Source organism: Yimella sp. RIT 621, from assembly GCF_004146205.1.
Classification (GTDB): Bacteria; Actinomycetota; Actinomycetes; order Actinomycetales; family Dermatophilaceae; genus Yimella; species Yimella lutea.
The window spans coordinates 1-23859 of record NZ_SEIP01000001.1; the positions used below are offsets into that span (position 1 = coordinate 1).

25 protein-coding genes are annotated in these 23859 nt (G+C 65.9%); 15 read left to right on the top strand and 10 right to left on the bottom strand.

Features of this window, described 5'->3' with window-relative positions:
- Window positions 1-57 precede the first annotated feature (57 nt).
- On the bottom strand, window positions 58-204 hold the full coding sequence (locus EU513_RS16220) for a hypothetical protein (RefSeq protein WP_240795848.1): 147 nt from the start codon (window positions 202-204) through the stop codon (window positions 58-60).
- A gap of 1319 nt (window positions 205-1523) precedes the next feature.
- On the opposite strand from EU513_RS16220, the gene EU513_RS16505 reads away from it, so the two are divergent.
- On the top strand, window positions 1524-1763 hold the full coding sequence (locus tag EU513_RS16505) for a VOC family protein (RefSeq protein WP_129623818.1): 240 nt from the start codon (window positions 1524-1526) through the stop codon (window positions 1761-1763).
- A 7-nt stretch (window positions 1764-1770) separates the two neighbouring features.
- Here the strand turns inward: EU513_RS16505 and EU513_RS00015 are convergent, their stop codons facing one another.
- Complete coding sequence (locus EU513_RS00015; protein WP_129623819.1) at window positions 1771-2124, bottom strand: hypothetical protein; 354 nt, start codon at window positions 2122-2124, stop codon at window positions 1771-1773.
- Window positions 2125-2529: 405 nt separating this feature from the next.
- Between EU513_RS00015 and EU513_RS00020 the strand changes: the two genes are divergently transcribed.
- The 8 genes from EU513_RS00020 (at window position 2530) to EU513_RS00055 (ending at window position 10934) form a co-directional block, all read left to right on the top strand.
- Window positions 2530-3237 carry a 4a-hydroxytetrahydrobiopterin dehydratase gene (locus EU513_RS00020; protein ID WP_129623820.1) on the top strand — a complete coding sequence of 236 codons (708 nt, stop codon included), beginning with the start codon at window positions 2530-2532 and terminating at the stop codon, window positions 3235-3237.
- A gap of 7 nt (window positions 3238-3244) precedes the next feature.
- Window positions 3245-3844: a GNAT family N-acetyltransferase gene (locus EU513_RS00025; RefSeq protein WP_129623821.1), complete on the top strand. Its 600-nt coding sequence runs from the start codon at window positions 3245-3247 to the stop codon at window positions 3842-3844.
- Between the two features lie 303 nt (window positions 3845-4147).
- Entirely contained in the window at window positions 4148-5368 is a 1221-nt protein-coding gene (locus EU513_RS00030; RefSeq protein ID WP_129623822.1) for an NAD(P)/FAD-dependent oxidoreductase, read from the top strand.
- Between the two features lie 109 nt (window positions 5369-5477).
- Window positions 5478-6014 carry a 2Fe-2S iron-sulfur cluster-binding protein gene (locus EU513_RS00035; RefSeq protein ID WP_129623823.1) on the top strand — a complete coding sequence of 179 codons (537 nt, stop codon included), beginning with the start codon at window positions 5478-5480 and terminating at the stop codon, window positions 6012-6014.
- Window positions 6011-7000, top strand: coding sequence for a xanthine dehydrogenase family protein subunit M (locus EU513_RS00040; RefSeq protein WP_129623824.1), 990 nt, complete (start codon window positions 6011-6013; stop codon window positions 6998-7000). Before EU513_RS00035 ends, EU513_RS00040 begins: the two co-directional genes overlap by 4 nt.
- Complete coding sequence (locus EU513_RS00045) at window positions 6997-9198, top strand: xanthine dehydrogenase family protein molybdopterin-binding subunit (RefSeq protein ID WP_205744611.1); 2202 nt, start codon at window positions 6997-6999, stop codon at window positions 9196-9198. The genes EU513_RS00040 and EU513_RS00045 overlap by 4 nt, the downstream gene beginning before the upstream one ends.
- Window positions 9199-9220: 22 nt before the next feature.
- A complete protein-coding gene (locus tag EU513_RS00050; protein WP_240795850.1) occupies window positions 9221-9802 on the top strand; it encodes an NTP transferase domain-containing protein in 582 nt (193 codons plus the stop codon).
- Entirely contained in the window at window positions 9795-10934 is a 1140-nt protein-coding gene (locus tag EU513_RS00055; RefSeq protein WP_129623826.1) for an XdhC/CoxI family protein, read from the top strand. The genes EU513_RS00050 and EU513_RS00055 overlap by 8 nt, the downstream gene beginning before the upstream one ends.
- Window positions 10935-10949: 15 nt before the next feature.
- Here the strand turns inward: EU513_RS00055 and EU513_RS00060 are convergent, their stop codons facing one another.
- A complete protein-coding gene (locus EU513_RS00060) occupies window positions 10950-11573 on the bottom strand; it encodes a LysE family transporter (RefSeq protein WP_129623827.1) in 624 nt (207 codons plus the stop codon).
- Between the two features lie 77 nt (window positions 11574-11650).
- Between EU513_RS00060 and arfB the strand changes: the two genes are divergently transcribed.
- Window positions 11651-12097, top strand: coding sequence for an alternative ribosome rescue aminoacyl-tRNA hydrolase ArfB (gene arfB, locus EU513_RS00065; RefSeq protein WP_129623828.1), 447 nt, complete (start codon window positions 11651-11653; stop codon window positions 12095-12097).
- 1 nt (window position 12098) lies between these two features.
- Here the strand turns inward: arfB and EU513_RS00070 are convergent, their stop codons facing one another.
- The 3 genes from EU513_RS00070 to gntA form a co-directional block, all read right to left on the bottom strand.
- Window positions 12099-13133: a beta-propeller fold lactonase family protein gene (locus tag EU513_RS00070; RefSeq protein ID WP_129623829.1), complete on the bottom strand. Its 1035-nt coding sequence runs from the start codon at window positions 13131-13133 to the stop codon at window positions 12099-12101.
- A gap of 80 nt (window positions 13134-13213) precedes the next feature.
- Window positions 13214-13891 (bottom strand): DUF1989 domain-containing protein, encoded by a 678-nt coding sequence (locus EU513_RS00075; protein WP_129623830.1) that lies wholly within the window; start codon window positions 13889-13891, stop codon window positions 13214-13216.
- Window positions 13888-14550, bottom strand: a complete 663-nt coding sequence (gene gntA, locus EU513_RS00080) for a guanitoxin biosynthesis heme-dependent pre-guanitoxin N-hydroxylase GntA (protein ID WP_129623831.1) — start codon at window positions 14548-14550, stop codon at window positions 13888-13890. Before gntA ends, EU513_RS00075 begins: the two co-directional genes overlap by 4 nt.
- 285 nt (window positions 14551-14835) lie before the next feature.
- Here gntA and EU513_RS00085 point away from each other — a divergent pair, with 285 nt between their 5' ends.
- From EU513_RS00085 to EU513_RS00095, 3 genes are read left to right on the top strand one after another with little or no spacing between them, the layout of a single operon-like run.
- Complete coding sequence (locus EU513_RS00085; protein WP_129623832.1) at window positions 14836-15654, top strand: hypothetical protein; 819 nt, start codon at window positions 14836-14838, stop codon at window positions 15652-15654.
- On the top strand, window positions 15654-16217 hold the full coding sequence (locus tag EU513_RS16230; protein WP_115921869.1) for a phage holin family protein: 564 nt from the start codon (window positions 15654-15656) through the stop codon (window positions 16215-16217). Before EU513_RS00085 ends, EU513_RS16230 begins: the two co-directional genes overlap by 1 nt.
- On the top strand, window positions 16214-16840 hold the full coding sequence (locus EU513_RS00095) for a DUF3618 domain-containing protein (RefSeq protein ID WP_129623833.1): 627 nt from the start codon (window positions 16214-16216) through the stop codon (window positions 16838-16840). The genes EU513_RS16230 and EU513_RS00095 overlap by 4 nt, the downstream gene beginning before the upstream one ends.
- Before the next feature lie 69 nt (window positions 16841-16909).
- On the opposite strand, the gene EU513_RS00100 is transcribed toward EU513_RS00095, so the two are convergent.
- On the bottom strand, window positions 16910-18145 hold the full coding sequence (locus EU513_RS00100) for an APC family permease (RefSeq protein WP_129623834.1): 1236 nt from the start codon (window positions 18143-18145) through the stop codon (window positions 16910-16912).
- 78 nt (window positions 18146-18223) lie between these two features.
- Window positions 18224-18487, bottom strand: coding sequence for a hypothetical protein (locus EU513_RS00105; RefSeq protein ID WP_129623835.1), 264 nt, complete (start codon window positions 18485-18487; stop codon window positions 18224-18226).
- 189 nt (window positions 18488-18676) lie between these two features.
- On the opposite strand from EU513_RS00105, the gene EU513_RS00110 reads away from it, so the two are divergent.
- Complete coding sequence (locus EU513_RS00110; protein ID WP_168990069.1) at window positions 18677-19387, top strand: alpha/beta fold hydrolase; 711 nt, start codon at window positions 18677-18679, stop codon at window positions 19385-19387.
- Between the two features lie 55 nt (window positions 19388-19442).
- Here the strand turns inward: EU513_RS00110 and EU513_RS00115 are convergent, their stop codons facing one another.
- Window positions 19443-20444: a TIGR03557 family F420-dependent LLM class oxidoreductase gene (locus EU513_RS00115; protein WP_129623837.1), complete on the bottom strand. Its 1002-nt coding sequence runs from the start codon at window positions 20442-20444 to the stop codon at window positions 19443-19445.
- A gap of 108 nt (window positions 20445-20552) precedes the next feature.
- Here EU513_RS00115 and EU513_RS00120 point away from each other — a divergent pair, with 108 nt between their 5' ends.
- On the top strand, window positions 20553-22931 hold the full coding sequence (locus tag EU513_RS00120) for an ATP-dependent DNA ligase (RefSeq protein ID WP_129623838.1): 2379 nt from the start codon (window positions 20553-20555) through the stop codon (window positions 22929-22931).
- Window positions 22932-23115: 184 nt separating this feature from the next.
- Here EU513_RS00120 and EU513_RS00125 read toward each other — a convergent pair whose 3' ends face one another.
- Window positions 23116-23799: a 1-acyl-sn-glycerol-3-phosphate acyltransferase gene (locus EU513_RS00125; RefSeq protein WP_129623839.1), complete on the bottom strand. Its 684-nt coding sequence runs from the start codon at window positions 23797-23799 to the stop codon at window positions 23116-23118.
- Window positions 23800-23859 lie beyond the last annotated feature (60 nt).

The following is a 23859-nucleotide window of genomic DNA, read 5'->3' on the forward strand; positions in this document are numbered from 1 at the left end:
GGCGTCCACTACCAGGACGATCACAGCGACCGCGCTACACCACTATGCGGGACTCAACTATAAACAGACCTTGAACGCGATCGAATCGCGCAGCGCGGGTAGCCAGCGCTTGCTGGCGGTGGCGTGCTCGCGATCGACGAGGTCGTCCATGTCGAAGAGCTTCTGGAGTTCCTTTTGTTTGAACGCCCGACGCCCTGGTGGCATCGCGTCATCGGTCGTGTGCCGTGGGGTGTTCCACTCGAAGGAGATCTGTGCAGGGATTTTGCCGAAGGTCTTCTCACAAAACTCGCCCCACCCATGCATCTGATGCAACTGCCGTTGGTCGATGTCCGATAATCTACATTATGTCAAGCTGTACCCTGCGCATTGCACCAGATGAATCATTCGCGCGGCCGCACGCCACCGCCCTGGGGCGACGGCCGTTGGGCCTCTGACCTGTACAAACGCCTGATCGGGGTTGGCGGAACCGGACTGAGGTTGGCCGTTGATGCGATGCAGGTCCGGCGACCCTCTTGGTAACGGCACGCCGCTGACCTGCATTGATGCGCTTGGATTTCATCTGATGCATCATTGAATCACTGGATGTAACCGAGATTTTCGGGAGGTTGGATGCAGGTCGACGACTCGGGACGAGTTCACCTGGTGCAGTCTGCCGGTCCTCCGCCCCGATGAGCAGGTGCCCTCATCGCCCACGACCCCACCTTCGGGCAGCAGCACGACGACTGCCACCGCGGCGGAGTACCTATTTGCTTCCCTCGGCCCCAACGCCACGGAGAAAGAGGGCTGGCCTGAATTACAACTACCAACCTTCGTTCTACATTCACTCAGCAAAACTTAATGCCATGCAGGCACATTTCTCCAGCAGATACGGCTGGGATTGACATGGACGCCTGGAGACCGCGCTCGGCTCCGCCGGCTAGCGAATACGCTATTGAACGACGCGCTGACCCGAAAACCGGCCGCATTATGCTTTCCAACCTGGCCAATCGAATCGGAGGATGTATCGGAGCTTGGGGAATACTCGCTTTTGCCGCGTCCACGGTACGCCCAAGCGTGAACGAACGCGCATCCGATGCCCTAGCTACTTCCACCTTGGTGACATTTGTCGCTGCACCTATGTTCTTCGTATCGGTTTCTTCCTTTCTCCTCCTAGCGCGACCATACGTAGCCCTCACCCCCGACGGCAGGTTCGCAACTGTGCGGAATCCGATCTTTGTCTATTTGGTTGATCTCTCACAGGTGGCTGGAATTTCGGTAACAGGCTCCGGGTGGCCGAAGCTTGATTTTGTGAATCGAAGATCACTCTGGATCGGACTCGAGCAACCCTTCCGGCCCTCTCGGGACTATTGGTCGGAAGATCTGGACATACTTCAGCACCGGATATATTTAGTAAAGAGTAAAGGTCCAGAACTCTGCGCTGAGCCCACTACAAGAATGAGATCAATCATGGGCGGGGGGTTGACTCTGCTATTGGTGGGATGGACTGTGTACTTGATGCTTTTTTGGTATGAGTCCTTTTTTGGGTGAAGTCGGGGGGCTGCCTCGGGAAAAAGTCAAAAGCGATCGTCGGCAATGGTGGACAGGAAAGCGACTGCGGTTGGTGCAAGGGCAAGTGGGGCGTGTCCTGGCAGATCACACCCCGCGTCCTCAGCGAGGCGATGAACTCGACTGATCCTGGAGTCAGCGAACGCGCGTTCACCGCCATGATGACCATGCGGAAGATCGACGTCGCCACGATCGAACAAGCGATCGCCGACAACTGACGCCGCCTCAGTCTTCGGTCTGGTCGTCCAGGTACCGCAGCAGCTTGGTCGCAGCGTCCTCGATCTCCCGGTGCTTCCACTCGGCTGCTCGATATTGGCATGCCAGCAGCCCTGAGCGGTGCACCTTGTCGAAGTCGCCGAACCCGAAGCCGTAGCGCCCCTTGGTCTGTTCGGTCGCGCCATCAACCAGCGCCAGATGCCACGCGCTGTACTCGGTCCACGAGTGTGAGTCCAGAAACTCGTTCTCCTGGTTCGCGTCGGGCTGCGCATCGCCCCACTGCGACTTCGTCACAACCTTGCCCTCGCGGATGAGCTTGCGCGCATGTGTGACGGCCACCTTGTTGACCGAGTACTCAGGCATGACGCCACTCTCCCACCGAGCACGCAGTCCTTGGGCTCAACGAACCGTTCCGGCACCCACCAACATCTCGCACGGGCCGATGAAACCATCCGGACCTTCGAACTGTCCGAGCGTGTCCTCCACCGCGCGCCACGTCCTGGGGTTCGACCTCCGTGAGTCCCGCCATCATCTGGTGGAGCACCGATCGACTCACGCTGGAAGCGGACGCAGCCGGCCGCCGACAGCAGCGCGACCGGCGACGTGATCGCTCTGATCTCCACGTCGACGAAGTCGGGCGCTGTGCCCGACACCTCCAGCGTCTTGGGTCGCTCCCCCGCCGCCCAGCACTGAGTTGGGACCTCCCCTTGCTCTCACCCCGGTTCCCGAACCCTGTACCGGCCCAGCGATGTTGAGTAGCGTCCAGACATGGACATGCTGACTGGGGACCAGATCGCCGAGGCCGACCTGACCGATTGGCGAAAGCTCGCGCAGGGGTTGCACGCCCGCTACGCCGTCGACGACTTCGGTGCCGCTGCCCGGTTCGTCGCTGCGCTGGGCGACGTAGGTGATGAGTTCGGTCATCATCCGCAGGTCTCGATCGGCAGGGGTTACGTCGACCTCAGACTGACTTCCAGCGACGCGATCTACCGCGACGACGACGGCACCGAACACGTCGTCGAGTGGGTGACACAACAGGACGTCGACCTCGCCCGCCGCATCACCGAACTCGCCTCCGACCAGCACCTCTCCCCCGATCCCGCATCGGTCAGTGTGCTCGAACTCGGTTTGGACACAACGGATTCTGCCAAGATCGCACCCGTTTGGGCGGCGTTGCTGACCGGCTACCCGAATGCCCAAGGCCTCGGCTCCCCCAGCGACGAGGTTCGGGACGCCCTTGGACGTGTCCCGAACCTGTGGTTCGACGACCTCGCCGACGACAACGCCTCGGGTCAACGCTTCCACATCGAGGTCTACATCGCCGCCGAAGTAGCCGAAGAACGGATCGCCGCCGTCGTCGCCGCCGGCGGGACGGTCGTCGACGACAGCGACTACCCCGCACTCACGGTGATCGCCGATCAGGACGGAAACCGCGGTGTCCTGTGCGTCGCGGCCAAGCCCACGAGCACGGACTGAGGGAATGGTGAGCACCGAACCCACGTACACGATCGCGTCCCTTACGCCGCAGACGTGGCCTGCGTTCGAGGCACTCGTGCAGCGGCACAACGGCATCTTCGGGGGTTGCTGGTGCACGTGGTTCCACGACGGGCATCCGAACTGCGAAGGACGCGGCGAAACCGCCGAAGGCAACCAGGCGATCAAGAAGCGACTGGTCGACGACGGAGTCGCGCACGCCGCACTGGTGATGGACGGCGACGAGGCGGTTGCGTGGGCCGAGTACGGCACCCCGGAAGAACTGCCGACCCTGCACCACGGCAAGCAGTACCACGCTACGAAACCAGCCGATCCCGATTACCGCATCACCTGCGTCTTCGTCGACAAGCGACACCGGCGCCGCGGTGTCACCGAACTGGCGATCAGCGGCGCACTCGACCTCATAGCCCAGGCCGGCGGCGGACGCGTGGAGAGCTATCCGCACGACCTCACGGATCAGACCAAGAAGATGTCGTCGTCATTCCTCTACAACGGCACCCGGCGCCTGTATGAGCGGCTCGGGTTCGACTACGACAGACCCAAGGGTCTGAAGAATTGTGTGATGGTCAAGACCGTCGACCCGTCCTGACTCGCGTCCTGGTCGACTGCCTGTGGCCACGCGGGGTGAGTAAGCGGGCCGTTAGATGACTGGTGCAAGGAGGTCTCTCCGTGCACCCAGTTGCGCAAGTGGTTCGACCGTCACCCTGCGAAGTCATCGCGCGATCTCGCGTTTGCCAGGGCACTGCGCACTTTGCGCTGCGACTGGCAGTGGCCTCCTGACTCAACTCGTCGAGGTGCCGCCCGGAGTCCACGTCCCGCACCGCGGCCACGGCGGCGAATCCGCCGCACCGGAATGAGTCGGCGAGCAGAAAGGTCTGGATACCGTCGATGGATGAAGAGCTACGACTTGGTGATCATCGGTAGCGGACCCGCCGGGACGAGCGCCGCTACGTCCTACGTCGAGTCGGGAGGAACAGGCCGCGTCCTGCTGGTCTCAGCCGATCGACTGCCTCCGTACCAGCGCCCGCCCTTGACGAAGGATGTGCTCGCCGGCCGAAGCGATGTCGAGGCCACCCCGATCGAGGGAATTCCCCTCCCCGACCAGGTGAAGGTCAGGCTCGGGACGACGGTGAGCTCCATCGACCTCACGGCCCACAGCATCCGTGCCGGCGATGAAGCGATCGCGTTCGAACGACTCATCGTCGCCGTCGGAGCTCAACCGATCCCGTTCCCCGACACCGACGCTGACGCCGAGGTCCTGGTCCTGCGGTCGTTCGACGACGCCGAGCGCCTGGTCGCGTCGGCACAACGGGCGAGGTCGGCCGTCGTCATCGGTTCCGGTTTCATCGGTTGCGAGGCAGCAGCCTCGCTCGCAATTCGCGGGGTCGACACCACGCTCGTGACGCCGGAGCAGGCACCACAGATCGACCGGCTCGGCGAGTTCGCGGCCAGCCGTATTCACGAATGGCTCACCGGGCTCGGTGTCGAACTGCGTACGGGCGTTCAGGTGACCAAGGTGGCCGCGCCGTCGACCGTCCACTTGGACGACGGACACACCCTCTCTGTCGACCTGGTGCTCGCGGCCGTCGGTGTGACACCGGGCGGGGATCAGTTCGCCGACTCGGGCCTGCAACTGCACGAAGGCCGCATCGTTGCCGATGACCACCTGCAGGTGGCGCCGGACGTCTGGGCGGCCGGCGACGTCGCACGCGCCCACCATGCGATCGCGGCCCGCCCCATCCCGGTCGAACACTGGGGTGACGCCCTGGCGATGGGTGAGCTCGCCGGACGCAATGCGGCATCGGACGACGACGATCAGCAGCAATGGCGCGATGTGCCTGGATTCTGGAGCACGATCGGTGACCACACGCTGAAGTACGCAGCGTGGGGCGACGGGCACGAGCGTGTCGAGGTCGTCGAATCCGCGGGCGCCTACACCGTCTGGTACGCCGACGCCGAGGACACCGTCGTCGGAGTGCTCACCTACAACAATGACGACGACTACGAGCGCGGTCAGATCGCCATCGAAGCAGCCGAATCACTGGATCAGGTGCGCGCCGGGGCCGTGCCCGCCACGGACGAACAAGAGTCGCCAAGGGACGCGGACGGGTGATCGACGCTCGACTGCATATGACGCCGTGCCGATCCCACCCTTTCGGTACGCCCCTGCGGTATCCGCACAGGATTACCGTGACAATCTCCCCTGCCTGGAAGGTGCGCCGATGCCGTCTGCACAGCACGTCTCCGTCCGACTCACCGTCGACGGTCAGGACCACGAACTCGAGCTCGACCCGCGCGTGAGTGTGCTGGACGCACTGCGCGACCGGCTCGCCATCACCTCGGTGAAGAAGGGGTGCGACCACGGCCAGTGCGGCGCCTGCACTGTCCTGGTCGATGGACGTCGCATCGTCAGCTGCCTGACCCTTGCCGCGTCCTACGACGGTGCGGACGTCACCACGGCGGCCGGCCTCGGCACCGCCGACAATCTCGGCGACCTGCAGGCGGCCTTCGTCGATCGGGACGCCCTGCAGTGCGGGTATTGCACGCCGGGTCAGATCTGTTCTGCTGCAGGCATGTTCGCCGAAGCCGAGGCGGGGATGCCGTCCCATGTCACGAAGGATGTGAGCGACCTCGGCGAGGTGCGCCTGACGCCCGAAGAGATCGCCGAGCGGATGAGCGGCAACCTGTGCCGCTGCGGTGCGTACTGCCACATCCGTGAAGCCATCACGGACGTCGCGAAGGAACGGGGTCAGGCATGAAGGAGTTTGAGTACGTCCGGGCCGCAACGGTTTCCGATGCACTCTCGATGAGCGGCGCCGGTGACACGGCGTACCTCGCAGGCGGCACGAACCTCGTCGACCACCTACGGCTCGGCATCAAGCGTCCGGATCGGATCGTCGACATCAGCCGCCTCGACCTCGGCGGTGTCGAGGAAACCGCAGACGACGGCCTGCGCATCGGCGCGAACGTTCGCAATGCCGACCTTGCAGCGGATCCACTTGTGCGGCAGCGCTATCCGTTCGTGAGCGAGGCTCTTCTCGCGGGTGCTTCCGGCCAGATCCGTGCGATGGCTTCGACCGCCGGCAACCTGCTGCAGCGCACACGTTGCGTGTACTTCCAGGACACCACCACCCCGTGCAACAAGCGCGAACCCGGTGCGGGCTGCTCGGCGATCGACGGATTCGGCAAGTACAACGCGATCATCGGTCAGTCCGACCAGTGCGTCGCGGTGCACCCTTCCGACCTGTGTCTCCCCCTCGCCGCCCTCGATGCAGTCGTGCACGTGACAGGCTCGGACGGCGACCGCAAGATCCCGTTCGCCGATTTCCACCGTCTACCCGGCGACGACCCCTCTCGCGACACCAACCTCGTTCCGGCAGAACTCATCACCGGCATCGAGATCCCGCCGCTGCCTTGGGCAGTTCGCTCTCATTACCGCAAGGTGCGCGACCGGGCGTCGTACGCCTTCGCGCTGGTCTCCGTCGCCGCCGCGATCGACGTCTCCGGCGGTCAGGTGAACGATGTGCGTCTCGCACTCGGAGGTGTCGCCCACAAGCCCCACCGAGCGCGCACCGCAGAGGATCAGCTGCGTGGTGGGCCGGCGACCGCTGAGGCGTTCGAGGCGGCCATCGACGCCGAACTCGCTGCTGCACAAGTCGGATCGGAGAACGCCTACAAGATTCCGATGCTCCAGCGCACTGTCGTCGCGGTGTTGCAGGAACTGGTCGAAGGAGCAAACCGATGAGCATCTCGATGAGCATCTCCACGAGCACCGACGCACCGGCCCGCCCGCAGACCCGTCCGGACGAGACCGAGACTCCGGAGCGGACGAACGAAGCACCCGCCGGACGCGAGAAGAGCGTCGGCACCCCGGTACGACGGGTCGACGGACCGTTGAAGGTCACGGGCACCGCGCCGTATGCGTACGAGCATGACGTCGAGAATGCTTGTTACCTGTGGCCGGTGCCCGCACCGATCACGAAGGGCAAGATCGTCCGCATCGACACAGACGCGGCGCGAGCCGTCCCCGGTGTGCTGCACATCCTCACCCACGAGGACTCTCCTCGGCTCGCGGTGAAGTCCGACCCGGCGCTGTGGATCCTGCAGGGACCCCAGATCGCCCATCGGGGACAGATCGTCGGTGGCGTCATCGCCGAGACTCCCGAGGCAGCCCGCGAGGCGGCCGAGTTGGTGGAGGTCATCTGCGAGGAGGAGCGGGCGAAGGTCGAGTTCGACCCGCACGACCCGGAGGCTGAGAGCCCGCGCATCGTCCTGATGAAGCGCGGCACGGAGAGCAAGGGTGACCTGGGCGAAGGGTGGCGTGAAGCCGTCCACCGGATCGATCAGGAGTATGCGAACCCCACGCACTTCCATGCCCAGATGGAGCCGCACGCGGTGATCGCCGTCTGGCACGACGTCGATGGCTTCGACCCGCGAGCCACTCGCTTGACTCTGTTCGACACCAACCAGGGCCCGATCATCCACCGCACCCTGCTGCCGCCGTTGCTGGGCCTGCTGCCGAATCAGCTCGAGGTCATCTCGCCGTACGTCGGCGGCGGGTTCGGCGGCAAGGCCTTTCCGCACCCGCACATCGCCCTCGCCGCGATGGCCGCGAAAGTGATCAGCCCGCGCCCGGTGAAGCTTGCGCTGACCCGACAGCAGATGTTCCGGAGCGTCGGACACCGGCCCGAAGCCAGCCAGCACATCCGGCTCGGCGCCGACCGCAACGGCCGGCTCACCGCGATCGAACACATCAGCACCCAGGCGGCGTCCCGCCTGAAGCGCAACGTGGACCAGTCGTGCTTCGCCACCCGGATGATGTACGCGACACCCAATCGTCGGACCGAGCACCGCGCGGTGATGCTCGACCTGCCGCCGGAGACGTGGATGCGCGCGCCGGGCGACTTCAACGGCATGTTCGCTCTCGAGAGCGCGATGGACGAACTGGCCCACCAGTTGGGCATCGACCCGATCGAACTACGGCTACGGAACGAACCGGACGTGGACCCGGAGACCGAGAAGCCCTGGAGCACAAGAGCATTGGTCCCCGCACTCAAGCGCGGGTCGGAACTTTTCGACTGGGAACGCCGCCAGGAACCGGGCACTCTGCGCGAGGGTGAGTGGCTGATCGGTCTCGGGGTGGCGTCGACCTGCTTCCCGAACCAGCACGTGGCGAGCCTCTTCGCCCGGATCACCTACACCGGCGGCAAGTACGTGGTGCAGATGCAGGCGTCGGACATCGGCACCGGCGCACACACGGTGCTGCGCCAGATTGCGGCAGATGCCCTCGACGTACCCGTCGAACAGGTGGAGACCGACATCGGTCGCACCGGCACCCCGATGGCGATCATGGCCGGCGGCAGCCAAGGCACCTACGAGTGGGGCAACGCCATCGTCGCCGCCTGCGAGAAGCTGCGTCGCAAACACGGCGACAACCCGCCGGACGGTGCCTCCGCCCGCGCCCAGGGACGGCCACCCCGGGGCGCGAGCAAGTACTCCCGGCACGCGTTCGGCGCCCAGTTCGCCGAGGTGGCCGTCAGTTCCGTCACCTCGGAGGTACGGGTGCGCCGGCTGCTGGGTGTGTACGGAGCCGGCACGATCATCAATCCGCTGACCGCACGCAGCCAGATGGTGGGTGGCATGACGATGGCGCTCTCCGCGGCATTGTTCGAGGAGTCGTACCACGATCCGCGTTTCGGCAAGGTGATGAATCACGACCTGGCGAGCTACCACATCGCGGCACATGCAGACATCGGCGAACTCGAGGTCGAGTTCCTGCCCGAGTACGACAAGTGGTACGGCGCCAAGGGCTCGAAGGGCATCGGTGAGATGGCGATGGTCGGCACACCCGCCGCGATCGGCAACGCGATCTTCAACGCAACCGGAATCCGCCTGCGGGACACGCCTTTCACTCCGGCTTCGCTCATCGAGGCGACCAGTTGAAGTCGCGCCACAGGCCACCGTGGTGATAGCTGCGATCGTGCTCGCCGCCGGTCGTGGCGAACGGATGGGAATGCCGAAGGCTCTGGTCCACGACGCCGACGGGTCGTGGCTGCAGCGCACGGTGGATGCGGTTCGAGCAGGTGGCTGCGACGACGTGGTCGCGGTCCTTGGCGCCGGAGCGGACGAGGCAGCCGCGCTGATACCCGACGTGGATGTAGTGGTGGCTCAGCACTGGCAGGAAGGCATGGGCGCGTCGCTGCGTACAGGCCTGGACGCGTGCTCGACCCGAGATGTCGACGCTGCCCTGATCACGCTCGTCGATCTGCCGGACGTCGACGCCCGCGTCGTCGCTCGGGTGCTGGCCGCGGCCGCGACAGACCCACGCGATGTGCTTGTTCGGGCCACCTATGACGACGTTCCGGGCCATCCCGTCATCATCGGACGGACCCACTGGGCGGCAGCCGCCGACGTGGCGACCGGTGATCAGGGTGCACGCGCGCTCTTCGTGTCCACCCCGCACAACCTGGTCGAGTGCGGCCACCTGGCGACCGGCCGGGACGTCGACACACCCGTCGACTCACCCCAGGAGTTCGACCGTGCGTGACGTCCTGCCCGAATTGTTGCGGCGCTGGACCGCAGGTGAATCGGTTGCTGTCGCAACGGTGGTCGCAACGTGGCAGTCCGCCCCCAGACCGGCCGGTGCCACGATGCTCGTCGCGTCTGACGACCAGGTCACCGGCTCTGTGTCGGGTGGTTGCGTGGAGGGCGCGCTCTACGAACTCAGCCGCGAAGTACTTGAGTCGGGAACGCCGGTGCTGCAGCGGTACGGGGTCAGTGACGACGATGCGTTCGCTGCGGGACTGACCTGTGGGGGAATCCTCGACGTTTTCGTCGAACGGCTCTCCCCCGCCTCCTTTCCCGAACTGGCAGAGGTCGCGGACGACGTCGAAGCACAGCGCCCGGTCGCCATCGCGACGATCGTCGAACACGACGATCCCGATCGCGTCGGGCGACGCCTCATCCTGCGCCCGACCGACGACGGATCTGCCTCTCACACAGGCACCCTCGGCTCGGACCGGGCCGACTCAGCGGTCGTGGACGATGCCCTCGGCATGCTGGCCGGGGGACGTTCCGACACCCTCGTCTACGGTCCGGACGGCCAACGTCGGGGCGAAGGAATGCGCGTCTTCGTGCAGTCCTTCGCCCCGAAGCCGCGCATGCTGGTCTTCGGCGCCATCGACTTCGCCGCAGCGGTCGCGCGGATGGGCAGCTTCCTGGGCTACCGGGTGACGGTCTGCGACGCACGCCCGGTCTTCGCCACGTCCACCAGGTTCCCCGACGCGGACGAAGTGGTCGTCGACTGGCCGCATCGCTACCTCACAGACCAGGCAGAGTCCGGTGCCGTCGATGAGCAGACGGTGATCGCCGTGCTCACACACGACCCGAAGTTCGATGTGCCTCTGCTGTCGGTCGCGCTCCGATTGCCGTCGGTCGCCTACATCGGTGCCATGGGTTCGCGCAGAACTCACGACGACCGGCTCGAGCGGCTACGCGAGGAAGGACTGTCCGATCAGGAACTGGCCCGCATATCGAGCCCGATCGGCCTTGACCTCGGTGCGCGCACTCCGGAAGAGACTGCCGTGTCGATCGCGGCCGAGATCATCTCGCTGCGATGGGGTGGCGACGGCGGACGGTTGTCCGAGCGGGGCGGGCCGATCCACCATGACCGGCACTGACCGCGCCCCGATCAGTCAGCGGATCGTCGCCAGCATCGCGCCGACCCCGACGAAGAGACCGCCGAACAGCCGGTTCAACCGTCGCTGACCCCGAGCGCTGCGGGTGAGTCGTTGCAGGCCCCGCGCGGCAATGGCGAAGAAGAACCACATCACCAGCACGTCGATGACGACGACGGTCACGCCGAGCACCGTGTACTGGGGCAGGAGCGCGTTCTCCGGCCGGATGAACTGCGGCATGAAGGCCAGGAAGAAGACGATCGCCTTGGGGTTGGTCAGATTGACCAACAAGCCACGGCGCATCATCGACCAGCGCGGCTCGATCGCCTGCGCCCGATCGGTCTCTTCGGTGTCCGCCGTACGTGAACGCCATTGCCGCACACCGAGATACAACAGATAAGCAGCTCCCGCGTACCGAATGACGTTGAACATCAACGGCGACTCGGCGACGATGACCCCGACACCGGCGGCAACGATCGCGATGTGGATCACCAGGGCGATCTGTTGTCCGAGGATTCCCCAGATGGAACGACTCCACCCGGATGTCAGCGAGTTCGACATGGTGTTGATCGCTCCCGCACCGGGAGTGAACGAGATGAGAGCCCCGGCCGCCACCAGGGTCAGCCAGACCGACCACGACATGGGTCGAAGGATAGAGATGGTCGAGGTGACCGCGCACGAGCGTTCACAGTGCTGAGACGACACGCGAGAATGCATGGGTGTCGGAACTGCGTGTGTCCCCCGGACCGGGTATCCCGGGCGGGTTGATCGTGCCGTCGGGCGAACTGCTCGAACGCTTCTGCCGCAGCTCAGGCCCGGGAGGTCAGGGCGTCAACACGACCGATTCTCGGGTGCAGCTGAGCTTGGACCTCGCAGCCAGTTCCGCCTTCAACGACCGGCAGCGCGAGCGCGTGCTGAGTCGTCTGTCGGAGCGACTCGTCGGCACGACAATCACCATCGACGCATCAGAACACCGTTCCCAGCGGCGCAACCGGACGGCGGCCAGAGAACGACTGGCCGAGATTCTGCGCGAGGCACTCGCACCTGCTCCCCCGCAGCGTCGAGCCACACGTCCGACCCGTGGATCGCAGCGGCGGCGCCTGGCTGCGAAGCGTCGACGTGGCGAGATCAAGAACGACCGCGCCCGCCCCGCAGCGGACGACTGATTCAGTGGCCGGCGATGATGCGCACCCAGTTCGCGCCGCGTCCGATACCTACCCTCGCAAGAACGGTCAGCCGGCCGTCGTCCTCCACGCGGGACAGCGCGGCGTCGGTGGACTTCTCCCCCACCGCGATCACTAACTGCCCGTCGTCCGTGGCGGCGAACCCACGCGGACGAGTCTCGGTCGGTGCGAAGTCCGCGACCTCGCCGAGATGTCCAGCAGCATCCAGTGCGACCGTCGCGAGGGTGGACGCGCTGCGCTCGGAGCCGATGATCCAGCGACCGGCACGGTGCACGTCCGCTCCCCACACCAGACCCTCCTGTGTGGGATCGGCGCCGAATCGACTGTGTTTCAAGCCTGCTGACGGATCGACGATGCTCACCGACTCCGCCGGGGCGAGCGAGCCGTCGGCGCCGACGTCATGGCGGATGACCTCACCGGAGAACTCGGTGATCAGGTAGGCGTTCTCGTCTTGGATGATCAGGTGGCGTGGTCCGCTGCCGTCCGGTTGGGCGATGGTCGCCGGGTCGAGCGGGGTGAGCGTTCCGTCCTCACCCAGGTCGTACTGCGCGATCAGATCATCGCCCAGCGAGACGAAGTAGGCGTGTCCGCGATCGGGGACCACGCAATGCAGGTTCGCAAACTCGACATGTGCGGTGGCTTCTCCCAGATCACCCTCGTTCCCGACCGGCCACACCTCACCGAAGCCACCGCCGTAGGACGCACCGAGCAGGAATGAACGCGATGGGTCCAAGGCGAGGTAGGTCATCGACGCGTCGACGTCGCGGCGGGAGACCGGGTGCAACTCACCGGTCGTGCGGTCGAGCTTCAACGTGACGATCCCCGCCGGCTCACCCTTGTACGCGGCGAAGACCAGATCGCGCGCGGCGTCGATCGCGAAGGTGCTGCACCCCTGCCCGGCCACCGAGGTCGCGATCACATCGAGCCGAGGTTCCTCGCGGCGCTCCAGCCGCAGGGTCGAAATGGTGCCGTCGCCGGCGTTGGCGATCAGCACGAGATCATGGGCGAGGTCACTCATGTCTCAACCCTAAGCACGAGAGAGTGGCTGTATGCCTGGGGCCTACGTCCGTGATGACTGGCCCCGCGGGTCCTGACAGGTCAGGAGGGCCGGTCGATGCGGTAGTCGATCGGGGTGCAGTTGCCGTTGTTCGACTTCTCCGCCGAGCATGCGGTCAGGCCCACCACAAGATCCATCTCGGCGCGCAGCGTCAGTCGGTCGCCCGCCATCGTCGGCGGCGGGTCGATGTGCAGTTCGCCGTCGAGGTCGGTCCATACGTCCATGAACACGTTCAGCGTCGTGCAGATACGGTCGGACGAGATGTCGAACGCGTCGAACGCGCTGACGAGGTTTGCGAAGCAGCTCGGGTGTTCGGCACCCTCGAACTCCGGATAGAGCAGGTCGAACGTGTCCTGGCTGCACGGCGTGAGCGTCATGTCGTGCACACCGACAGTGTCCTCGACGATCGTCGCCATGACCCTAGAACGGTTGCTGTACAACCGATCTCCCGGACCGACGTAGATCGAGTTCTTGTAGTCGGTGGTACGGCCGGTGGAGAACCACTCGTCGTGGTCGTCTGCACCGAAGGCGAAGAAGTCACTCACCTGTTCCCCGCACGGGTCAACGATCGTGAGCATCTCCCCCGCTCGCAGGACGAGTCCGACACCTGTCTGTGGCGCGATGCGCTCGAAGCCGGGCGCCGGGGCGTCCGCCCCTCCGGCATACGAGACGTGCGCGTCAGGGCTCGGGGTGCGCGGGCGAACGTGCTGCGTCGTCATCGGGTCTCCTGGGGGACGAAGGGTGCGTGCCAGTCGGGTTCGACGGCGCGACCCGAGTACTGCCGTGCTTCGGAGGAGTCGCCATGGTCGACCGCCATCGGATTCACCGATCCTTGCAGGGCTCGATCGCGTGCCCTGATCAGGTCACGCATCCGTTCGAAGCCACCCTGCTCGCGAAGCAGCTCGAACTGCTCGTGCAGGTTGAACACCAGACAGGGCCTCGGCGCGCGACGCGCCACTCTCGAGGAGTTCGGGTGCAGTCCCACGACGAAGTACGCCACGCCGGCGTAGGAGAACGCGAAGTGAGCCGCATCCGGGTCGGCTCCGACGCCGCGCGCCCAGGGCAGGTCGTCCCCGTCGTGCAACTGCTGCAGCGTGCGCCAGAGCAGATCCTCGAAGGCACGTTCGTCGTCGATGACCGGTCCGTCGAACGTGGCGATGAAGGACTGGAACGGACCGGTCGGATCCGCCGAGCGCCCGTAGACGGCAAGCGCCTTTCCGAGGTCCCGCGCACTGGTGGGGTCTCCCAGTTCGCCGAGGTCGATGCTGGTGACGTTGTCGCGACGGAAGACCGACCTCGCTCCCAGACAGGGATATTCGGGTTGGGCGACCATGTCGGCCAGATCTGACAATCGATCTGATTCGTGGGTCGTGGACATCTTGTGCACCTTCGCATCAACGGGTCGGGCGCATTCGCCCGATCGGTCCGCCAGTCTGTCCCGCGCCACTGGTGTTACGGCCACTTGCATCCACCCTCCGTTGGGGTGAAATTCGCCGATCGTCGCCTTCCGACAAGCGCCAGCCCGTTTCAACCGCGCTGAGCGCCATACCGTCGAAGACGTTCCGGGTCATGCGTGCGGTCGACACTTCCGCACTTCGCTGACACGTCACGGCGAACGCTGCCGTGCGTTCAGGACCCACACTCCTCACAGTCAGGACGAGGTATGTCAGACCACGAACTGCCGGGAAACCCCCAGCACGACATCAAGTACACGGAGGGCCGAGCCGATCTCGACCAGCCCAACCCCACCAAGGACGTCGCCTCCGGTGAAGCCAAGTCCGTCGCGCAGGACGCCAAGTCGTCCGCGTCCGATGTTGCAGGCACCGCCCAGCAGCAGGCAGGTGAGGTCCTGCACGAGGCCACCGACCAGTTGAAGACGCTGATCGATCAATTGAAGAGCGAGTTCGGCGGTCAGAGCTCCGGGCAGCAGCAGCGCCTGGCGAGCGGACTTACCTCTCTCGCAGACGAACTCGACGGAATGTCCAAGGGCAGCGAGCAGTCCGGCGTCGCGTCCGACCTGGCCCGTCAGGCGTCGACCCGGGCCCGGGACGCGGCCACCTGGATGGAGAACCGTGAGCCGGGCGACGTCGTCGAGGAGGTCAAGCGCTTCGCTCGTCAGCGTCCGGGCACCTTCCTGGCCGCAGCCGCACTCGTGGGCTTGGTGGCCGGTCGGATGACCCGCGGCATTGCCGATGAGGCGCGCGACGACTCCGGTGACTCCTACGGCCAGGGCGGTCCGGGTCAGAACCGGTATGTCGCCGGTCGCCCGCAGTCGCACCAGCCCACCGGCTACGCACCGCCCGCAGGCCAGTACGGCATCGGCGAGCAGTACGCCGACAATGTGCACGACGCCCCGCAGTACGCCGAGTACGTCGAAGGTGTCCCCGGCTACCAGCCGGAGCAGTACGTTGACGGTGTTCGGGTCGAGCCCGGCCAGCAGTTCGGCAATGGCACGCCGCGTCGTCCGGAAGACCTGCGCTGATGTCAGTCGGTCCTGACAACGGCACCGGATCGCACGCCGCCGGCCAGGGTGCCGGCGGGTACGGGAGCGGATACGGAAACGGTCCTGCCGACTCCAACCGTCAGTACGAGAACGTGACTGACGCAATCCCGCCGGCCGAGCCGCTGCGTAGTGCACACGGCACGCATGAGAAAGGCGAGGTCTCCTCGATCGGCGCCATCATCGGCGAGATCACCGAGGATATGTCCACGCTCATGCGGCAGGAGGTCGCGCTCGCCAAGGCCGAGGTCCAGCAGTCCGCGTCTCAGGCCGGCAAGGGCGCGGGAATGCTCGCGGGTGCCGGCGCCGCCGTGCACTACGCGTTGTTCTTCCTGTCGATCGCCCTGTGGTGGGCGCTCGGAGATCTCATGGACAACCTCGGTTGGTCCGCGGTGATCGTCGCCCTCATCTGGGGTGTCATCGCCGCCATCCTCGCCTCGATGGGTAAGGGACAGCTCAAGAACGTCAAAGGAATGCCGCGCACCGTCGACACCGCCAAGCGGGTCCCGGATGCGCTCCAGGGAAATGAGGGAAACAACCGATGAGCAACAACGACCCGGAGCAGCTGCGTCAGGAAATCCAGCAGACGCGCTCCAACCTCAGTCAGAACGTCAACGCCCTCGGTGAGGCCGTGACGCCGGGCAATATCGCCCGCCGCCAGGTCGACAAGGTGACGGGCACCGCCGCCGGATTGAAGGACAAGGTCATGGGCACTGCAGAGGACTTCCGCGACGAGCACACCGGCAACGGTCCGGGCGTGGGCGATCGTGTCTCGCATGTCGGCGACCGCGCCGGTGAGCTGCCCCAGCAGGCAAAGCGCAAGGCCCAGGGCAACCCCCTGGCCGCTGGGCTCATCGCGCTGGGCGCAGGCTGGCTCGTCGGCTCGCTGATGCCGGCGTCGCAGAAGGAACGCGACCTGGCACAGCAGGCCAAGGACAAGGCGCAGCCCGTCGTGTCCGAAGCGCAGTCACTCGCGAAGGAGTCGGCTCAGAACCTGAAGGAGCCGGCGCAGGACGCAGTCGAAAGCGTCAAGCAGACCGCCCAGGACGCTGCCCAGACAGTGAAGTCCGAAGGCCAGCAGGCCGCTACGGACGTCAAGGACAGCGCCCAGGAGTCGAAGGACAACGTTCAACAGCACCAGCAGCGTGACGACACGTCGCTGACCTGATCGAACTCAGCCGAGACCGAGGGCCCGTCACCGCGAGGTGGTGGGCCCTCGGTGTCATCAGGGCTGCCGTCATGGGCGACGCAGGGCAGCACGTCCGAGCACGCCGCCGGCCAGCACCAGGGCGCCGAGTGCGACCGCTTGCCAGGGCAGCGTGGCCACCAGCACGGCGCAGCCCGCCATGCCGAGGATGTTGAATGCACGCGGCCAACGCCGTTGCCCGCAAGGCTGACGAAAAGCGGATGCGTTGGTCACGAAGTAGTAGGTGAGCACCCCGAACGACGAGAAGCCGATGGCTCCCCGCAGGTCGGCGAGCAGCACCAGCAGCACCACGACGACCCCCACCGCGATCTGCGCGGCGGCAGGGATCTGGTGCCGCTCGTCGACCGTGGCGAAAGGACTCGGAAGATCACGCTCGCGCGCCATCGCAAGCATCGTCCGGGAAACCCCTGCGATCAGCGCGAGAAGCGCTCCCAGGCTGGCGGCAACGGCACCGCACCGCACGATCGGGCCGGCCCACGAGGCGCCGACGGCGTCCACCGCGCTCATCAGCGGAGCATCCGCCGCAGCAAGGGATGACCCGAGCACCTTCACCGACACCACGCCGATCACCGCGTACAACGTGACCGCCACTGAGAAGGCGATGAGGATGGCGCGACCGATCATCTCCGGGTGGCGTACCTCCTCGGCGAGGGTCGCGATCCGCGCGTACCCGGCGAATGCGAAGAACAGCAGACCCGCTGCCTGGAGCACTCCGTAGGGCTCGGCGGACGCAAGGGCGGCGTTCGGCACGACGCTCTCACGGGTACCCACCAGCACCACGAAGAACACAAGCACCAGGACGGTGATGGTCACCAGCACCTTCGCGGCGACCACAGTCCGGGTGATGCCCCGCAGGTTCAGAGCGGTGAGGGCCACTACGGCTACAGCGGCTGAAAGTCGTTGCAGCACTGAGGTGTCGGGGAAGAGGTAGTACGCGAACGTCATCGCCATCGCGGCACAGGACGCGGTCTTTCCGATGACGAAACCCCACCCTGCGACGAACCCCCACCAAGGCCCCAACACCTCGCGTCCGAACAGGTAGGTGCCGCCCGACGAGGGATACACCGCGGCGAGCTGCGCCGACGCGACGGCGTTGCAGAAGGCGACGAAGGCCGCGATCGCGAGAGCGACCAACAGCAGCGAACCTGCGGACGCGGCCGCCGGCGCGTACGCGGAGAACACACCGGCGCCGAGCATGGCCGACAGTCCGACGACCACCGCATCTGCCGTGCCCAAGCGCCGGGCAAGCGGTGCGGATGCCGTCATCGCACGCCTTCGACGCAATTGGTCCAAGGGACACTCACGGGACGAGGATGTCAGAACCCGCGCCGTGGGGCCGCGGAATCACTCCTTGGGACGTGCCTGCTCGACGTCCGGGGTGCCGGCACCCTCGTCGTCCTTGAGCGCGTCGATGTCCTGCACCACGCGCTTCTTCTCGGCCGAGTCGAGTTCGACACCGGCCTGGTCCAGGCCCTCGTCCAGCTTGTGTTCGATGCGGTCCTTATCGCCGCTGTATTCGTATGACGTCACGTCGTCGACGACGTTCTGCGCTGCATCGGTCGCAGCGTCCTGCTCGGAGTCGTTCGGCTTGCCGGTCTGGTCGGTCATGAGAACCTCCTCGGTAAGGGCGAACGGGAGTCCGCCCGGGTGCGGCCACGTTTGCATGTGGATGGTCACCGCACCACCCCCGATCAGGTGGCCTTCCGTGACAGACTCAGGATGGTGCCGATCCCATTACCCACCAGGCGAATCCGTGACGACGGGCTGACTCGTCGGCGCGAACCGGTGAATGGCGTCATGACCGCCTGGGTGGAGCGACCCGGTCGACCCCACACGCGTCCGCTGGTATTGATCCCCGGCCTGTCGATGTCGTGGCATGCCTTCCGTTGGTTCCTCGACCGGCACCCGCTCGATCGACCGATTCTGGTGATCGATCCGCCCGGTTGCGGACGAAGCGCGCGATTGCCGCACCGGATGGACGCCGACGCGCAGGCGCAGCATGTGGCGGCCTGGCTCGACCACCTCGAGCGCGGCCCGGTCGACGTCGTGGGCCATTCCCTCGGGGCCATCACCGCGGCCCGCCTCGCGGCGCAGCGCGCCGACCTCGTCACTTCGATCATCCTGGTCTCCCCCTCGCCGGATGATCGGTGGCCCAGGATGCGCAACCATGTCGGCGCGTTGGTGAAGGGCGTTCCGGCCGAGGCACCGCGGGTCTTCGCTCAGGCCGCGTTCGACTACCTCCGCTCGAACCCTCGGGTGCTCGCCGGATTCAACACCGAAGCCGGACGCCCGGCGTCCGACGTCATGAACGACGTCCACACACGAGTGCTCGTCGTGCGTGGTTCCGCCGACCGGGTCTCCAGTCGCAGATGGTGCGACGAACTGGCCGCGGCAGCGAACGGCAACGTCGTCACCGTGCCTGACGGCGCGCACGGCCTCCCGCAACAGATGCCAGGCGACCTGGTCGCGATCGTCGCCGCGTTCACCGCTTGCCGCGGGCACCCGTGAGAGGCTGGACCGCCCACCCAACCGACTCAAGGGGCTTCGGCCATGGGCTCCCCGCCTACTTCTTCTCGTCCTTGGCCGCAGATGCCTTCTTCGGCGAACGCTTTCGGCGCAGTTCGGGCAATACATCGGTGCCGTACGCCTTGATCATCTCTCGATAGTCCGGCCCCATGTTCGCGACGTAGATGTCGTCGAAGCCTGCGTCGACGAACGGCTCGAACGCCTGGACGTGCTCGCGGGCATCGGGACCGAACGCGCCGTTCTCGGCGAACTTCTCCCGGGTCACCAACTCCGCAGCCTGCTCGAAGTGCTTCGGACTCGGCAGCACCTGGGACAACTCCCCCGGCACTGCCGCGTTGGGCCAGATCCCGAAGGCGGCATCGATCGCGGCGTCCCGGTTCTTGCCCCACGCCACCTTGAAGCCCGCCTGCGTCGGCGCCTTCGCGCCCTTTGCCTTCCGGAACTTCTTCACGCTTTCCGCATCGGGCTGCGTGGTGATGAATCCGTCGCCGATGCGGCTCGCGAGCTCGAGCGCCTTCGGACCGAACGCACTCACGTAGATTGGCGGCGGGCTGTTCGGCACGGAATAGATGCGGGCGGTGTCGACCGTGTAGTACGGCCCCTCGTGTGACACCACCTCGCCGGTCCACAACTCGCGGATGAGGCCCACGGCCTCCTCCAGCATGTCCAGCCGGACGTCGGCGTGCGGCCAGACGTCGCCCAGGATGTGCTCGTTGAGCGCCTCGCCACTGCCCACACCGAGGGTGAAGCGCCCGCCGGTGAGCAGGGCACTGGTGGCTGCTGCCTGGGCGATGATCGCGGGATGGATCCGAACCGTCGGGCAGGTGACCGCCGTCGTGATCGGTAGATCACAGACCTGGCTGATGGCACCGATCATCGACCACACGAACGGCGACTCGCCCTGCGCATCGGTCCACGGGTGGAAGTGATCGCTGATCCACAGCGCGTCGAACCCGGCCTCCTGCGCCAGACGTGCCTGCTCGACCAACTGCTCGGGCGAATACTCCTCGCACGAAAGGAAATAGCCGATGCGCTTCATTGCAGATGCCTCCGTCGGTCGTGGGTCGGTGTGAACAGACTGGCACCGCACGGACGTCGGGTGACGGTTTCGTGACCGCCGAGCTTCGCAAGTGGCCAGACTGACGACATGGCCAAGAGCGAACAGACCGCGATCGAGGTCGGCGGTCACGAGATCAAGGTGACCAACCTCGACAAGGTGATGTACCCCGAGACCGGCACGACCAAGGGCGACGTCATCGACTACTACCGCCAGGTGGCCCCGTGGTTCGTCGCGCATGCGTCGCGCCGACCGGCGACACGCAAGCGCTGGGTCAACGGTGTGGGTACAGCTGACGAGCCGAGGGACGCGTTCTTCCACAAGAACCTCGACCCCGCGTCGACGCCGGACTGGGTCGCCACGGTGTCTTTGGAGCATCGCCATCGCGCGTCGACCTACCCACTTGTCGACGACGAAGCCACCTTGATCTGGCTGGCCCAGCTGGCGAGTCTGGAGATCCACGTCCCGCAGTGGAAGGTCGGTCCGCGCGGCGGGCATCAGAACCCTGACCGGATGATTCTCGACCTCGACCCGGGCGAGGGTGCCGGCATCGCAGAGTGCATCGAGGTCGCCCACCTCTGCAAGGAACTGCTGGACGGAATGAAGCTGACGTCGGTGCCGGTCACCAGCGGCAGCAAGGGTATTCACCTGTACGCCGGATTGGACGGTAAGCACACGGCAGCACAGGTCACCGAGGTGGCCAAGGCGTTCGCCGAGGCTCTGGAGAAAGAGCACCCGGATCTGGTGGTCAGCAACATGCGCAAGGACGTTCGCGGCGGCCGGGTGCTCATCGACTGGAGCGAGAACAACGGCAACAAGACGGCTGTCGCGCCGTACTCCTTGCGCGGACGGGATCACCCGTATGTCGCTGTCCCTCGCGAATGGAACGAACTCACCGCCTCCCTGGAGCAACTCACACCGACGCAGGTACTGGAGCGTCTTGCCTCCATCGGCGATCCGATGCAAGTGCTGCTGGACAAGGACGAACGCGTCTCGCGCACCGCGAAGGATCGGCTGACGAAGTACCGGAGCATGCGGGATCAGGCCAAGACACCGGAACCGGTGCCCGAGGCGTCCCCCGTTGCCGGCGAAGGACATTCGTTCGTCATCCAGGAGCATCACGCCAGCCGCCTGCACTACGACTTCCGGCTCGAACGGGACGGCGTGCTGGTGTCGTGGGCGGTGCCCAAGGGGCCACCGGACGACCCGAAGGAGAACCACCTCGCGGTCATGACCGAGGACCATCCGCTGGAGTACGGCAGCTTCGAGGGCACGATCCCGCAGGGTCAGTACGGCGGCGGTGAGGTGAAGATCTGGGACGCCGGCACCTACGAGTGCGAGAAGTGGCGCGATGACAAGGAAGTGATCGCTGTCCTGCACGGGCGTCCCGACGGAGGCCTGGGCGGAGAGCCGGCGAAGTTCGCGATCATCCATACCAAGATGGGCGGCGACGACAAGAACTGGCTGATGCACCGCATGGAGCTCGAACCAGCCGACAGCCAGGCCGCGACCGGCACATCCGATTCCACGACCGACCAGAAGTTGCCGCGCTTCGAGGCGATGCTCGCGAGTGTCGGTTCGGTCGACGACCTCGGCACACGTGACTGGGTGTTCGAGACGAAATGGGACGGCTACCGCGCGATCGCCGAGGTCACCGGCGGTCAGGCGTCGCTGCGCAGCCGCAACGGCAAGGATTTCACCCGCACCTATCCCGAACTCGCCGAACTGGGTTCGCTCCTCGATGGCCACACCGCGGTGCTCGACGGCGAGATCGTCGCGCTCGACGAGGACGGCAGGTCAAATTTCGGCAGCCTGCAGAATCACGGTGCGGGCGGATCGAAGGCGCACTACATGGTGTTCGATCTGCTGTACCTCGACGGCGAATCCCTGCTCCGGACGCCGTACTCGGAGCGTCGAAAGGGACTGGAAGCACTCACGCTGGACGGCGAATACATCCACGTGCCAGTGACTTTGGGTTCGGACGCAGAGGCAGCGTTGAAGGTCAGCAAGGACCTGAAACTCGAAGGGGTGATCGCCAAGACCATCGACGGCGTTTATCAGCAGGGCAAGCGCGCGGGGACGTGGTTGAAGATCAAGAACCAGCGAATGCAGGAGGTGATCGTCGTCGGTTGGAAACCCGGTGCGGGCAGTCGTGCGAACACGATCGGCTCGTTGCTCTTGGCCGTCAACGGGGACGACGGACTCACCTACGTCGGACGTGTCGGCACCGGGTTCAACGCCAAGCAGCTGGCCGAGATCAAGAAGCGCCTGGAGCGACTGGAACGCAAGACTCCCGCGCTCGACGACGTGCCTCGCGCCGACGCCAAGGATGCCAAGTGGGTGCGACCCAGCGAGGTCGGTGAGGTGACTTTCGGTGAGTGGACAGTCACCGACCGGCTGCGCCACCCCGCCTGGCGCGGCTGGCGTCCGGACAAGAACCCGCAGGACGTGGTCAGGGAGGATGGCTGAACTGCACGCAAGCCCGGGCATCAGGTACAGGCCCGAGAGGTCGGTTTCTCGAAGGGGGACGCACCGCAATGGCCGGCCTACGAACCGGACACTCGCAGCGTCATGCGTTGTGCGGACGACTCCGCTGTCGTCCAAGACCCCCGATCGGAGGATCGCCGCAGCTGGATGCGACGGGGCTGAACCGCTACCTCTCGTCGTGCCGGACGGCGTGCTGGGCCTTCGCGTTGAGCACCTCCGTGCGGATGGCAGCCATGATCAGGTCGGTCGCTTCACGCGCCGCCTGGTCGTCGGTCCGTCCGGCGAACACGCTCAGGTCGATCCGCGGCCCGACGCTGAAGTGGGCCGAGTGGCGGTGCCAGAGGTGCTCGGTCCCCTGCTTCGGGCCCCAGAGCCCGACCGGGAAGACCGGCGCTTCGGGATGCTTCAATGCGAGCCGCGCAGCGCCTGTTCGGGCCGGGCCCGGCATCCGATCGGGTTCGGTGGTGAGCCGTCCCTCGGGGTAGAGCACCACGACCTGCCCGAGGTCGAGACGGCGCCCGGCCTCGTCCAGAGCTGCGGCGGCGTTCGCGGATCCGCGTGCGACGGGAATCTGACCGGTCGCCCGGGCGAGCCACCCGACCACCGGCCAGGAGAACACCTCACGCATCGCGAGGAAGTGCGGAAAACGACTGTGTCCGATCACCATTCGAGCAACGGCGAGTGGCTCACTCATCGTCATGTGGTTCGCGACGATGATCACCGGGCCTTCGCCCGGGATGTCGTCGGACCGGGTGTACCGCACGCGGTGGGCGACTTTCGCGAGCGACCAGACCAGCGCGAACCCCGCCGCGTCCTTGGCGCGCAGCAGCAGCGGCTTCTTCTGTCCCATTACGCCCTCCCAGCCTCATTCATCGCTGAAGAACACCATGACGGCTCGGGTAAACACCGA